Genomic DNA, 13408 nt, shown 5'->3' on the forward strand with positions numbered 1-13408 from the left:
GTGCCCCTCCGACCTATCGGAGGGACCAGCTTGTCAGGTCCGTTTGTCAACATTCGATGTTCCATTGGCCTTCGGCGGGGACTGAAGTCCCGCGCCGAAAGCGGGGCTAAAGCCCCGCACTTCATGGAGTGCGGCGATTCATCGCCGCTTTTCGGTGAAGGCTTTAGCCTTCACAATCTTGGCGTTTGCGGTGTTTTGCCGCAGCCACCGAAGCTCTCCCATGGTAGGGGCAATTCATGAATTGCCCCTACCGCATACGGAGGGACCTGCTTGTCGGGTCCAGCGAAACACCGATTGATGGCCCATCGCCTTTCACCGGGCACGACGAGCGTGCCCCTCCGACCTATCGGAGGGACGTGCTTGTCACGTCCGCCGTGCAACGTTCGATCATCCATTGCCTCTCATCGGGGACTGAAGTCCCGCGCCGAAAGCGGTGCTAAAGCCCCGCACTCCACAACTCGGAGGGACCTGCTTGTCGGGTCCAGCGAACACCGATTGATGGCCCATCGCCTTTCACCGGGCACGAGAAGCGTGCCCCTCCGACCTATCGGAGGGACCTGCTTGTCAGGTCCGTTCGTCAACGCTGGAAACATCCATTTCGTCTTCGTCATGTCGGATAGGACGAGCGTGCCCGGCCGACGTGGCCCTGGCCAAAAGGCTGGTCTGCCCATACACTTAAACGTTCGCGCACGTTTGGAAGTGGTTGATCAAAAAAGCTGCACCTGCCCAGGGATTATTGAGAATTCAACCACAGTCTCGAGACAGGGAACGCGGAAGCGACCCGGCGGTATACAATGGGAACAGACGTCCATGGACGCCGGGAGGAATTCGATTATCACAGGGCTTAAAAGATTTTTTCCGTTGGTTGGACACCGCACACAACTTTGGAGGACAATGATGGTCAGTGTGGATGAAATGTACGATCAGGCGATTGAGCTTCAGCAGAAAGGTGATCTGGACGGAGCCATTCAGAAGCTCCACGAACTGCTGGAGACGGACCCCAATTACGCGCTGGCGCATGCGGCCCTGAGTGTTTTCTACAGCAAACGCGAAGAGCATGAGAAGGCCGTGGAGCATGCCCGCAAAGTCTGCGAGCTGGAACCTGAAGACCCCTTCAGTTTTGTAGCGCTGAGTTTGATCTGCCAGAAGGCGGGCTTGATCGCAGAAGCAGAAGAAGCCATGTGGCATGCTCGACAGGCTCAGGTGGCCGCTATTCAAAAGCGGTACGCACAATGAGCGACGGACTGTGAAGTCGGTTCACGACGCCGATGGCACCACGGGCTGAGTGGGGAATCAGTGCACGCGATGGCCGGGCTTGGCCCCTTCATCGGGCGCGAGCAGGAAAACCTGGTCATCACCCGTTCCGGCCGCCAGGATCATCCCTTCACTCACGCCGAACCGCATCTTCCGTGGCGCGAGGTTGGCCACCAGGATCACCAACCGGCCCACGAGGCTCTCCGGCTTGTAAGCCTTTTTAATTCCTGCAAAAACGGTACGTTTGACGTCCCCGCCCAAACCCAGGGTGAGCTTGAGGAGCTTGTCCGCGCCGGGGACTTCTTCCGCAGCGAGGACGCGTGCCACGCGCAGGTCGATCTTTGTGAAATCGTCGATGGTGATCGTGTTCTCCAGCAGCGGCTCCTGCCGCAGGGGTTCATCGGAGTCCTGGCCGGTGGATGGCGAAACTTTTGTCCCCGCCGGTGTCTTGACACTCTCGTCTTCCTCGCGGCTTTCCTCGATCACCGCACTGAGCTTTTCCCGAGGCACCCGCTGCATCATGTGTTTGAAGGGCGCTACGATCCTGCCGAGCAAGGGTTGTTGGGCCTGGTCCCAGGATACGATCGGATCGCCGAATAACTCACCAGTCTGCCGCGCCAGCCGCGGCAACACCGGGGCAAGATAGATGACCAGTTGCCGGAAGAGGTTGAGGCCGATGGTGCAGACATCCTGAAGCTCTTTCTGCCGGGCGGGGTCTTTTTTGAGATTCCACGGCGCCATGCGATCGACGAATTGATTGGCCCGGTCACCGGCGGTGAGAATGATCCGTATAGCGCGGGCAAAGTCGCATGCTTCGTAGGCTTCCGCGATGGCTTCGCCGTCCGCGGCTGCCTGCGCGAAGAGGCCGCCATCCTCCGGATAGATGGCGGAGAGTGGGGAGCCTTCGATCAGCCGGGCACAGCGGCTGGCCAGGTTGACGATATTGCCCACCAGGTCCTTGTTCACCCGATTGACGAACTCTTCAAAGTTAAGGTCCAGGTCCTCCACCCGAGAAGTCAGTTTGGCCGCATAATAATACCGCAGATACGACGGGTCGAGATGGCGGAGATAGGTTTCCGCCTTAATGAACGTTCCCTTGGATTTGGACATCTTCTCACCATTGACGGTGAGAAAACCGTGGATGTGAATCTTCCGCGGGAGATTGAAACCGGCGACTTTGAGCATCGCCGGCCAGAAGAGACAGTGAAAATACGTGATATCTTTTCCGATGAAGTGGTGGATTTCTGTCTCGGGATTGCGCCACCAGGTCTCCAATTCCTCGCCCACCCGACGGCACCACTGTTTAGTGGATCCCACGTAACCGATCGGGGCATCAAACCACACGTACCAGTAGTTACCGGGGCTATCGGGAATCTCGAAGCCGAAGTAAGGGGCGGGGCGGGAAACATCCCAGTCGCGCAGTGGTTCGCTGAGGAAATGCGCTTTGAGATAGTTGGCGATTTCCGGCTGAAGGTGGTCCCCCGTCTGTGTCCACTCTTCCAGAAAATCGTGGAGTTTCTCAATCTGCACAAAAAGATGCCGGGCGGTTCTCAATTCCGGTTTGGCCCCGGAAATTGTGCTGACTGGATCGATGAGTTCCGTCGGGCTATGGGTGTGCCCGCACTTGTCGCAGCTATCGCCGTACTGATCGGGAGCACGACACGCCGGATTGGGACAGGTGCCTTTCACGAAGCGGTCGGCCAGAAAAACTCCTGCGACGGGGTCGAAGAGTTGGGTCACTTCTTTCTCGACCACCAGTCCGGCGGCCCGGAGTGCCTTCCAAAACACGTGGCACATCTCCCGATTTTCCGGACTGTGGGTACTGCCGTAGTTATCGAATTCGATATCGAAGCCTGCAAAATCTCGGACATGGGCGGTGTACATCCGCTGAATGAATTCTTCCTCGGGAATTCCTTCCCGGCGCGCGGAGATCATGATGGCAGTGCCATGTGTGTCATCAGCGCAGATGTAAATGCATCGATGACCGCGCAGCTTTTGAAAACGCACCCAGATGTCCGTCTGGATGTACTCCACCAGATGGCCGATGTGGATGGGCCCATTCGCGTAAGGTAAGGCGCTGGTTACAAGGATCCGTCGTGCCATTGCGTTCTCGCTTGTTTCCATCCCAGGAATGACGCAAATCGGTTGTTGCAGGCTTCACCGCAAACCCAAAACCCGCATTGTATCCCGCCTCCCGCCAGGGCGGGAGTGGGTTTTTGACCAAACGCGCCGCAGGCTGGGAAAGTGATTTTGTAAGAATGGAAGCAGCAAAACAGAAAAACCACCGCTGTGTCGGCGGTGGCCTGCCTGAAGGAGCGAATCCGGTCCAGGGAGACACGGCGGATTCAGGAAGTGGTGGCCGACTTTTTCGGGACGATGTCGATTTGCAGGGCGGGATCGGCGGCCGGAACGTAGGTGGTGGGCAACCCCAGTTCCCGCCGCACAATGTTGGTGCCCTGGGCAATCGCAGCGGCCTTATAGAAGGCGATCTCCCGATTGCATCCCTGTCGCCCAAAGCCACAGTCGCTGGTGATGACCAGTTTTTCTGGCGGGATGTATTTAAGGGCGCGACGGATCTCGGCGGCCACCTCCTCGGGGCGGTCGGCCTGCAGGGTGCGATGGCTCACCACGCCTACGGCGATTTTCTTGGGCAATCCCTTGCTCAGTGATCCGAACAGTTCGATATCCTTGAAATTGCGGTCCTTCATCTCGACCGTCCAGACATCTCCTTTCGCCTCATACAGGTACATTTCCAGAGATGCCGCGTAACTGGTGTCTTCCATGACCCTTTGCATGTTGGGATTTCCCCAGCACGTGTGGATCCAGATCTCCACGTCGTCGAGTCCTTCCACTTCGCGGTTGTAAGCTTCCAGCATGAAGCGGACATCGGGGTGGTCCTTGCCAAGCGAATTCGCCATGAAGTGGAAGCAGGGCTCCTCGACCTGAATGCATTTGCAGCCGGCATCGCGGAGGGCTCGCAACTCCTTGTTCATCGCCACCGCCAGATCCCAGATGAGTTCCCGTTTGTCCTTGTACTTATCCGTATGGATGTCCAGGAACAGGCTCATGACCTGAGAACAGCAGGTGCCGAAGCGGACGGGCTTGCGGGTCTTGGCCTGCGTGATCCGCCAGATCTTCGGATAATCCAAAGGACGATGCTCCACCTTGTCCACGACGATCGGCCAGCGCCAGCCTGTGTAAATTTCATGCAGCAGTGTTCCCGGAGGATAACGCAACCATGGAGAGCGTGTCTCCTCGGATTGGAGATAATCCCCTTCCAGGCCCTTCCACCGCTGCAGCGGATAATGATGCCAGGACCGTCCGGCGAAATCTTCGTCACAGTGGAAATCTCCGTGCGTGATGATGTCCAGACCGGCGCGCTCCTGGTCACTGACGACGACGGCCAGCGCGTCCTGAAACTTCTCCCGGAATCGCACGTCCATCATGCAGGTATCCAGCGGCCGCCCCCACATGCTGACGTCGAACCACCGTGGCCGGGGAAACGAACCTGTCGTCGTGCAGGGCAACATGATGTCTTTGGTGACGGTGAACATGGTGCGTGCTCCTCCCATCAAAAGGCACCCATTTGGGCCGACGCCTGTTAATCGGGCCAGCGTTTCAACAATTTCTGTCAATTGGTGCTGGCATTTTAGTCGTAAACTTGCCGATGTGCAACAGTGTGAGGCAGACGGCCGCTCTCGTGATGGCCCGGAACACGCAATCGTGCAAATGTGCGAGGTTCTCGCCGATCAACGAAAACCAACCCACCGAGGGTGGACGGCACTAAACAAGAAAAGAAACAGGTGGGGCGAAATTTTTCTTTCGCCCCACCCAGCGTGTGGCTCATGTCAAAGCTGCTCTGCGAAGGAGAATCACGGCGAGCTGTAATACTCGGGGTTGTTGGGCCAGATGGCGCCCGTTGTGGCGTCGTATTGCCATCCCGCGCCTCCGGCGACAACGCCTGTGGGCTTCTGGCCGGGGGTGCTCACCGGCACCACAGTGTTACTGTTGTTGTACGGATTGACGGGCAGTTGTCCAGTGATGTATGGGCCATAGGGGTAATTGGGACCCGGCGTGCCGATTTCACCCGCCGCGTTGGTGGCGTTATAAAGCTGGGGCAGATCGTTGTTAACAAGCTGGGGGTACGTTCCGTGATGCACGCGATAAAGCTCGATTTGCGAGCGCAGGGTGTGCATGTTGAATTCCAGGGCACTCCGCTTGGCATCTGCGGTGGACGATGCGAACTGGGGAATGATCACGGCCGCCAGAATGGCCATGATGACCACCACGATGAGAACCTCGATGAGCGTGAAAGCTTTTCGGAAACGTGGGGACATGTTTGAAACCTCCCAAATCGTCTTGAGGTTAACGCGTTAGTTCCGCTTGATTCACCGTGAAACGCGTTGTTCTGACAGTTTTGACTTGAACCTTCCCGGCCCTGCGTTTCAACTCTCTGGATGCCGGAGCCTTCAGCAGGTTTACTGCTCTGATTGACCATAGATTACGTTTTGCGCGGAGGCAAATAAGCAAGTCCAGGAAAAGGAAAATCAGCGAAAAACTCCCACGTGGGAAAACGGATAAATCGGTCAAAGCGGATATTGCGGCCGATCCCTAACCGCTATCTGGGGGATAACGTCCGGCAAGCGTGGCAAGGGCAGGGAAGGTTGGCTTTTCGGCGGTGGGATGAAAATCGCCGACGGGGCAGGCGCTGATCAGGGAAGAGGGAGAACCTTGACGAGAATATCCCCGGAATTGTCGCTCAGCTCAGCCGCGCTATCGTTGATTCGGAGAAAAAGCGTCCCGGTTCGTTCGGCGGTCAGCACATAGCCTCGCCCCACAGCGATTGGCTGAAAGAAACTCCCGCGGGTATTGAGCTCCGCGCCGGGTCGTGGTGGAGAATCCCCGACAGGCACAACGGCCGCCAGCAGTGTTCCCAGGGGATGACCGCGCACGTAGCGGATGGTCACGCCCTGAGGCTCGCACTCCCACGGGCCTCCGTCCTGGGCCACGATAAAACGCCCGGTGGCAGTCAGTTGGTAGCGCTTGCCGACCTCCAGTTGCAGCCCGGCGTTTTGCCATCCTTTTCCCGCTTCGACGCGGACCGCGCTTCCGCCGGTCAGGACCGGCGAGCCGGGTGTGAAGTCGGCGGCGGTCCGCTCGAAATCATATCCGTAATCGAGGTCCGCCAGGACGATCAGCCATTGATACTCCGCAGTCTTCCAGGTGGGGCCTAATAGTCTCAAAAAATTCTCGTTGAAGTTTTGAAGGTTTCCCCGCTGGATAAATGGCGGTAGTTTTTTAAAGGCGGGTTGAAAGCGGGGATCGTGCGCAAAAAGCGCCGTGGCAGCCCAGCACCAGCCGTAAGGCTCCAGATCGCGATGGGCCGTCGGCCCAAAGTTCAGAATGTCGGTCAACGACAAGGGCCGTTTCTGGGCCACTGCGTCCCGGACGATCCTGATTCGGCCCCACATTGGCACCTCATCGCGGGATTTGGGAACAACGCCCAACTGGAGCGTGCGGCCGTCCCAAAAGTGCGTTCCCAGCAATTCGGCGATTCCCTCGTTGTACCAGGGAGGAATCCAATCGCCAAAATGCGCTCGCAGAAATCCGTGTGTGCCCTCGTGGATCAGCAGATGACGGCGATAATACGCACTGGGTTGTTCGTAAATCCACAGCACATTGCCCACAGAAAATCCGTTGGTAAACGGCGGGAGCCAGGAAGGTAGCACGCCCAGTTCGCGAAAAGGTCGTGGATCTCTCATCAAAAAGCCGGTCATCTTCCAGGGGCGGCTATCGGGTGCAATGGCGAAAAACGCACACCACTGCGGGTAAGCGGCATCGAAAACCCGTCCCAATTCGTCGATTTCTGGAGTGACGGGCAGATCCGTGTAAAGCGTCAATCGAGAGGACGCGATTTTGTGAAGACCGGCCTGGAGCAGTCGCCCGTCGTCGATGGGAAACCCTGGGTATCGCCGGCCGGAGACGTCCGCACCGGGACCCTGGGCCGATATCTCGCCCGCACTCAGGAGCAACCAAACAGCCGAAAGACCCGCCAGAAAACAGCTTGCCCAATTTGCGGGAGGCACACGCTGGGGCTTTTCACTGCAACGATCCATCTGAACTTTGCCGGTTGAGGACTGACCCGTCTGGACGCCGTTTGAGGGACAACGCGGCGTCACACGCTTGGACACCCTCCCACCTTCCACCAGAACTGAAAGATTTCAATCCCAATACGACAGTTTTTTCACATAACTCAGGCAGCTCGTGGTCATGGCCTGAAAGACGGCGGCATACTTTTCGAACTCGCGATCCCAGCCCTGGGCGAAAAACACGTAGGTCCCCTGTTCGGTGCGGACACAATGGACCTGAGCCGTGCAGATGAGATCGAGATGGAAGAAGTTCATCTCGTAACCGATCAGTTGCCGGTTTCCGATAGTCACGGGCGATGACTCCACCTCCAGGGTGTCGTACTCCTGCCGCATCGCCTGAACAGCAGCATCGGCGAGTTTATGCGGATCGGTATCCCGCGGATGAACACTGACAGACCAGAAGGCCCCTTCCGGGCTATAGACCGTGACGGAATGGCGGCCGGTCCACAAATCGTCTTCTTCCACCCGCCAATTCTCTGGATACTGAAAACGAATCCCCCGATTGTTGTACTCGGCTGGCATGGTTCTGATCCAGTTTTCCTGCTCTTCCCAATTATCCTGGTTTGTATGGTGAGTTTGCTCCAAGATGGCCTATGGCCGGTGGACAACAATTGGTAACATCGCCAGGACGGTTATCCGAATCTCCGGAGACGCTCACAGTCCGCCAACCCTTATGCATTATTGTACCCGGTGCGCGAAACTGGTGGTTATCGCCTCGGCCTTGCTTGCGGGGTCGGGGTGCCGCTTGATGCATCGGGAGTTGATGGCCACCCGATTGCTTGAGCAAAGTCGCCTGCTTAGCCAGCAAGCGCACTATGCCCTGCAGCGGGGAGACCTTCAAGAGGCCGACCGGCTCCTCGTCCAGGCATTGCGTACCTGCCCCAATGATGTGGAGGCCCGGGCACGTTATGCCCGCGTCCTTTGGCAATGCGGCAAACGGGAAGAGGCCCTCCAGCAGCTCCAGATGGCTTTGAGCACCGCCCCGCAGAATCCCGATCTCCATGTCCAGATGGCGGAATTTCTGGTGGAACTGGGCCGACTGAATCAGGCCGAACGGCACGCCCAATCTGCCATCGCGGTGGCCCCGAAAAGTTCCACGGCGTGGCTGATCCAGGGGCGAATCGCTCTCATGCGGAATCGCCCCGACGAAGCCCTGGCCGCATTTTATCGGGCGCTGGGAGTTCGCCCTGACGATCGTGACGCTCTCCACTGGATTGCTCAGGCCTATCGTGCCAAGGGAGACTGGGAGCAGGTTCTGGCCGTCCAGCAACGAATTCTCCAGGGATACTCACCGGGCGATGAACCCCCCGAGCAACTGGCTGCCCTTGGCGAGGCTTATCGGATGCTGGGCCGCTACGCGGATGCCGCTGCGACGTACCTTCAAGCAGCTCAGAGAGCGGGAGAATCGAACCCGTATCTTGCGTTGGCGGCCGAGTGCTACGCCCAGGCGGGCAATGAGGCCGAGGCCCAGCGGCTGATGGCCCAAATTCAGCCTCAACAATCGCCCCGTGCGGTGGCCCCGCAGCCTCTTTCCCAGGGAGAAATGACCCGCATGGCGGGACAGGAAATGTTGCGACGGTAGGTGGCGTTGCCGGGTTCGCGCAAGGGGGGTCTGCCCGTGGAAACTGCTCCCAAAAGAGTCGTGCCTACCTCTCCGGGGGAGCCGCCCAATCCCGTGATATAATTTCTCGAAGTATCCCAGGTTTTCTATCTTTTGCAGGCTTGAGTGCGCGTCATGGGCGAGGAAAAGGTGCGACGACAGCCGGAGGGTGATGCTCAGCCAGCCGGTTGCCCCTCGCCTGAAGAGTCCGCCCTACTATCAAAACAATCGCCAGAGTCGACTCAGGTGGTTTTTCCAGAAGGGCAGGCTCAGTCCCATCAATCTGCACAATCGGCCGGGCAAGATCAGTCGCCAGAGCATCGCTGGACCGCCGTTCGCGTCCCGCTTGCCAAACCCGCCCGCCTTGTCGAATCCCAACAAATTCAATCCATGCTGCCCGGGGAAGAAAGGGCGACGCTTCGAGAATTAATCCCCTCCAAACTCGAGTGGCGTCGCGGGCTGAGCAGTTTCCTCGTAAGTGCCGTCGTCCACGCCGTTCTTTTGGTCGTTTTCTCTCTCTGGATGATTCAAACACCACAGGGATTTAGCGGCATTAGTCTGCTGGCCACGGCAAATCTGCCGGTTAACTCGCCCTTGTTGGAAAGCGACCTCATCCTGGAGACACGGCCTGAGGAGCGCTCGTTCGTTACAGAACAGTCCTTCGCCCTGACCCCGGCGACGGTGAATATCCTGGGGGAGGAGGAAGGAAATGAGCAGAGCGTTACCACGGGCGAGCGAGACACCGGACCGCTTGATCCTGCTCGCCCCTGGGGTAACAAGGAGCCGGACTACTTATCGCATTTGGACCGTCCCAGCGGAGGTGGTCTGGAAGGCCGGACGCCGGAGATGCGGGCAAAACTAGCCATCCAGAGAGATGGCTCGACCGAAAGTGAAGAGGCGGTCGAACGTGGTCTGCGGTGGATCGCCGTCCATCAGGAGGAAGATGGATCCTGGCGATTTGATTTGAAGGTTCATTCCTGCCGGGGATACTGCCGCAATCCGGGAACGGAGCCGAGCACCACCGCTGCCACGGCACTCGCCCTGTTGCCTTTTCTCGGCGCCGGATACACCCACCGGACCGGGCCGTATATTGATACGGTTCACCGGGGCCTGTATTACCTCCTTCGCCGCGGGCGGCAGACCGACAAAGGACTCGACTTCCAGGAAGGTATGAAAAATGGCATGTATGCGCAGGGACTGGTGGCCATCGTCCTGTGCGAAGCATTCGCCATGACCAAAGACCCGGCTTTGCAGCAACCTGCCCAGGAGGCCATCCGATTCATCGAATACGCGCAGGATAAGACTGGCGGCGGATGGCGTTATCGGCCGGGAGAACCCGGCGACACGACAGTGACCGGGTGGCAGCTTATGGCCCTCAAAAGCGCCGAGATGGCAGGGCTGAAAGTCGATCGCTCCGTGCATTACGCGGCCCAGCGATTTCTGGATAGCGTGGCCAGCGAGGAAGGAGCCCTTTACGGGTATCAGGATCGCAATCCGCGGCACAGCACCACCGCCATCGGCCTCCTCTGCCGGATGTACGCGGGTTGGCCCCGGCAGCATCCGCCTCTCGCACGGGGCATTGCCCATCTGGCAGAATGGGGGCCTTCCGAAACCGATCTCTACTACGACTATTATGCCACCCAGGTAATGCGGCACTGGGGCGGTTCCGACTGGAAACGCTGGAACGAGACCATGCGGGAGTTTCTCATCAAGACTCAGGCCACTCAGGGACACGAGGCGGGAAGCTGGTATTTCGAAGACCCGCATTCCCGGGTGGGTGGTCGGCTTTACACCACCGCCATGGCCGTTATGATCCTCGAAGTCTATTACCGCTACATGCCCCTCTACGGCGAAGACGTATTTCCCGGTTTGTGAGCGAATCGGCTGGTCAACCAACCCGTGAGTAAACAATCTCGTAATTGGCCCCTTGCGCTCAGCCGCTTTTTTCGGCACGGGCGCGTGAAAGGGCGTCCTCGATTAACCGGGCAATGAGCTGGGGAAAAGACCAGCCCGCTTCGGCTGCGGCAGCCGGGAATCCTGCATCTGGACTGAGGCACGGGTTGGCGTTGATCTCAAGGACGTACGGTATGCCCTCGCGGTCGACTCGAAAGTCAACGCGGGCATAGCCCGTCAGGCCGAACAGTTGCCAGCACGCCAGGGCGGTCTGGCTCAGTCGCCGCAAAAGCGGCAAGTCGTCGGGTGGGAAGTTGAACCGCCGGGGAGTTGAGCGATACTCGAACGAATCAGGATCCCACTTGGCCCGATAACCCACGATCCGCAAGTCTTGCGGCGAGAAAGCGGAAAAATCGATTTCCGCCGGCGGCAACACCACCGGGCCACTGGTTGTACCCACCAAGGAAAGGTTGAACTCCCGGCCGTCGATGTATTCCTCAGCGAACCATGGTTCTCCGGTGGCGGCCGTGCGTTCGGCAATCGCGGTCTGGATTCTTTGCCGTTGTTCGACCGTGCTCGCTTCCCACAGGCTTTCCACCAGACCGGCGGAGGCATGGGCCCAGGCCGACTTGAGCAAAAAAAATGCTCCAAGGGGAAAATTCTCCGCCGGCTGCCCCAACGCGTGAAATTCCTCCAGGCATCTGGCAAGCCAAGCGTCTCCCGGCGTACCTGTGTCTTGGGGAAGCTCGGAGTTACAGATCCACCGAGGTGTGGGCACGCCTGCCCTTGCCTGGAAGATTTTGGTCAGCCGCTTGTCACCCGTGAGAAACAGGGCCTGGGAACCGTTGCCAGTGAAGGGTATTCGCAGCTCTTCCAGCACCCGGGCAGCCAGATACTGGAAGCGGTCGCTGCCAAAAAGGGATTCCACAAGATTGAACACCACCTCGGGACGGAGTTCCCTCATCCGGGCCCGCAGCTCCGCGGGGGTGGTGCCGGCCGAAACGACGACGGCCTCGTGTCCAAGCTCACGAAGGGCCTCTGCCACCGCCTGCGCTTGGGTGAGAACGTCCCGCTCGTCTTCCGGGGCTGACGAGGCCACCTCCTGATGGACGACCACCACCCGCATGCGTGGCCTCTCAATCGGTTTATGGAATGGCATGGACAGGGGCACGATCGGGCGCGACGCGCTGTAAGGCCGATTCAATGATGGCTCCGATAAGATCGTGATAGCTCATGCCGGCGGCGGTGGCAATCATGGGAAGATCGGAATGGGTCGGGTGGAGTCCGGCGAGAGGGTTGATTTCCAGGAATTGCGGCCGACCTTCCGCATCGCAGCGGAGGTCCACGCGACCGGCATCCCGCCCATCAAGAACCCGCCATGCCTCCAGGGCGATTTGCTCGGCTTCGGCAACCTGGGGATCGCCTTTTCCGGAAACAAATCGATATTCCACCAATTCTTCGCAACGCTCTTTGTTGACGTAAGAATAGGCGTGGGCTTCCGCCTGGGGCCTGAGAATGACCTCGAGAGTCCCCAGCACCCGGGCATGTTCGCCGGTGCCCAGCAGGCCCACTGTGAACTCCCGACCCGGCAGATAACACTCTACCAGGACGGGCTGCCGAAATTGGGTGAGAAGCCGGTGACAAACCTCCCTGAGTTGCGTACCGTCGCCGATGAACGAACTCTCGGAGATCCCCTTGCCTGTGCCCTCAGCGAGCGGTTTGGCAAATAGCGGATAGGGCAGATCGACACGGGAAACATCGGCGGGGGAGCGAATCACGGCAAAGGGGGGCGTGGGCAAACCTGCTTCTCGCACGAGTGTCTTGGCCAGGGATTTGTCCAGGCTGATGATAAGGGCCCGCGGGTCGGCGAAGGTGTAGGGGATTCGGTAAGCCTCCAACAGGGCCGGCACCTGAGCTTCTCGTGCTAAACCGTAAAGTCCCTCCGCGATGTTGAAAACGAGATCCCACCGATCGCCGCTTGCGAGCCGCCGAACGAGGGAGGTGATCCGTCCGATACGATCCGGCTCGTGTCCATTGGCCCGAATGGCCTCTTCAATCGCGGCGACCGTCTCCTCGCGATCAAATTCCGCCGTTTCTTCTTCGGAATAACCCTCGGCCAGGTATTCGCTCCGCAGGTCGTAGGTCAGACCAATCCGCATGGAAAAGTCCCTCGGTGATTGGGTGGAAATGAATGTTACTGATCGACACTCTCAAGAAAAAGCTACACCCCGGCCTGGAAAGACGTACTTGCCAGGTCCGCCTCTCGGAGAGACCCGCTTGCCGGGTCGGCTTCTCCGACGATGGATGATCCATTGCGATTCACCGCGCACGACAAGCGTGCCCCTCCGGCCTTTCGGAGGGACCTGCTCGTCAGGTCCATCTTTTCGGAGGGACGTGCTTGTCACGTCCGCCGTTTGACGTCGGATCGTCCATTCCCTTTCGGCGGGGACTGAAGTCCCGCGCCGAAAGCGGGGCTAAAGCCCCGCGCTCCATGGAGTGCGGCGATTTATCG

10 protein-coding genes are annotated in these 13408 nt (G+C 58.8%); 3 read left to right on the top strand and 7 right to left on the bottom strand.

Annotated features, from left to right (window positions below):
* The first annotated feature begins 894 nt into the window (after positions 1 to 894).
* Positions 895 to 1236: a tetratricopeptide repeat protein gene (locus tag THTE_RS01185; RefSeq protein WP_237260178.1), complete on the top strand. Its 342-nt coding sequence runs from the start codon at positions 895 to 897 to the stop codon at positions 1234 to 1236.
* A 57-nt stretch (positions 1237 to 1293) separates the two neighbouring features.
* On the opposite strand, the gene metG is transcribed toward THTE_RS01185, so the two are convergent.
* From metG to THTE_RS01210, 5 genes are all read right to left on the bottom strand, one after another.
* The gene (gene metG / locus THTE_RS01190; protein WP_095413712.1) at positions 1294 to 3357 is read right to left on the bottom strand and encodes a methionine--tRNA ligase; all 2064 of its coding nucleotides are present in this window, start codon (positions 3355 to 3357) and stop codon (positions 1294 to 1296) included.
* 242 nt (positions 3358 to 3599) lie between these two features.
* The gene (locus THTE_RS01195; protein ID WP_157731592.1) at positions 3600 to 4808 is read right to left on the bottom strand and encodes a cobalamin-independent methionine synthase II family protein; all 1209 of its coding nucleotides are present in this window, start codon (positions 4806 to 4808) and stop codon (positions 3600 to 3602) included.
* A gap of 318 nt (positions 4809 to 5126) precedes the next feature.
* Positions 5127 to 5591, bottom strand: a complete 465-nt coding sequence (locus THTE_RS01200; RefSeq protein ID WP_095413714.1) for a type II secretion system protein — start codon at positions 5589 to 5591, stop codon at positions 5127 to 5129.
* Between the two features lie 375 nt (positions 5592 to 5966).
* Positions 5967 to 7370: a hypothetical protein gene (locus THTE_RS01205; RefSeq protein WP_157731594.1), complete on the bottom strand. Its 1404-nt coding sequence runs from the start codon at positions 7368 to 7370 to the stop codon at positions 5967 to 5969.
* Positions 7371 to 7475: 105 nt separating this feature from the next.
* Positions 7476 to 7925 (bottom strand): hypothetical protein, encoded by a 450-nt coding sequence (locus THTE_RS01210; RefSeq protein WP_095413716.1) that lies wholly within the window; start codon positions 7923 to 7925, stop codon positions 7476 to 7478.
* 241 nt (positions 7926 to 8166) lie between these two features.
* Between THTE_RS01210 and THTE_RS01215 the strand changes: the two genes are divergently transcribed.
* On the top strand, positions 8167 to 8985 hold the full coding sequence (locus THTE_RS01215) for a tetratricopeptide repeat protein (protein ID WP_168175766.1): 819 nt from the start codon (positions 8167 to 8169) through the stop codon (positions 8983 to 8985).
* A gap of 153 nt (positions 8986 to 9138) precedes the next feature.
* A complete protein-coding gene (locus THTE_RS01220) occupies positions 9139 to 10878 on the top strand; it encodes a prenyltransferase/squalene oxidase repeat-containing protein (protein ID WP_095413718.1) in 1740 nt (579 codons plus the stop codon).
* A 58-nt stretch (positions 10879 to 10936) separates the two neighbouring features.
* On the opposite strand, the gene THTE_RS01225 is transcribed toward THTE_RS01220, so the two are convergent.
* Positions 10937 to 12022: a D-alanine--D-alanine ligase family protein gene (locus THTE_RS01225; RefSeq protein ID WP_157731596.1), complete on the bottom strand. Its 1086-nt coding sequence runs from the start codon at positions 12020 to 12022 to the stop codon at positions 10937 to 10939.
* A 19-nt stretch (positions 12023 to 12041) separates the two neighbouring features.
* The gene (locus tag THTE_RS01230; protein WP_095413720.1) at positions 12042 to 13055 is read right to left on the bottom strand and encodes a D-alanine--D-alanine ligase family protein; all 1014 of its coding nucleotides are present in this window, start codon (positions 13053 to 13055) and stop codon (positions 12042 to 12044) included.
* Positions 13056 to 13408: the final 353 nt, after the last annotated feature.

Source organism: Thermogutta terrifontis, from assembly GCF_002277955.1.
Taxonomy (GTDB): Bacteria; Planctomycetota; Planctomycetia; order Pirellulales; family Thermoguttaceae; genus Thermogutta; species Thermogutta terrifontis.

What these genes read in the sequence shown, in the direction of transcription:
- THTE_RS01185 (WP_237260178.1), top strand. Translation starts at nt 895, where the DNA reads ATGATGGTCAGTGTGGATGAAATGTACGATCAGGCGATTGAGCTTCAG.
- metG (WP_095413712.1), bottom strand. Translation starts at nt 3,357, where the DNA reads ATGGCACGACGGATCCTTGTAACCAGCGCCTTACCTTACGCGAATGGG.
- THTE_RS01195 (WP_157731592.1), bottom strand. Translation starts at nt 4,808, where the DNA reads ATGTTCACCGTCACCAAAGACATCATGTTGCCCTGCACGACGACAGGT.
- THTE_RS01200 (WP_095413714.1), bottom strand. Translation starts at nt 5,591, where the DNA reads ATGTCCCCACGTTTCCGAAAAGCTTTCACGCTCATCGAGGTTCTCATC.
- THTE_RS01205 (WP_157731594.1), bottom strand. Translation starts at nt 7,370, where the DNA reads ATGGATCGTTGCAGTGAAAAGCCCCAGCGTGTGCCTCCCGCAAATTGG.
- THTE_RS01210 (WP_095413716.1), bottom strand. Translation starts at nt 7,925, where the DNA reads ATGCCAGCCGAGTACAACAATCGGGGGATTCGTTTTCAGTATCCAGAG.
- THTE_RS01215 (WP_168175766.1), top strand. Translation starts at nt 8,167, where the DNA reads ATGGCCACCCGATTGCTTGAGCAAAGTCGCCTGCTTAGCCAGCAAGCG.
- THTE_RS01220 (WP_095413718.1), top strand. Translation starts at nt 9,139, where the DNA reads ATGGGCGAGGAAAAGGTGCGACGACAGCCGGAGGGTGATGCTCAGCCA.
- THTE_RS01225 (WP_157731596.1), bottom strand. Translation starts at nt 12,022, where the DNA reads ATGCGGGTGGTGGTCGTCCATCAGGAGGTGGCCTCGTCAGCCCCGGAA.
- THTE_RS01230 (WP_095413720.1), bottom strand. Translation starts at nt 13,055, where the DNA reads ATGCGGATTGGTCTGACCTACGACCTGCGGAGCGAATACCTGGCCGAG.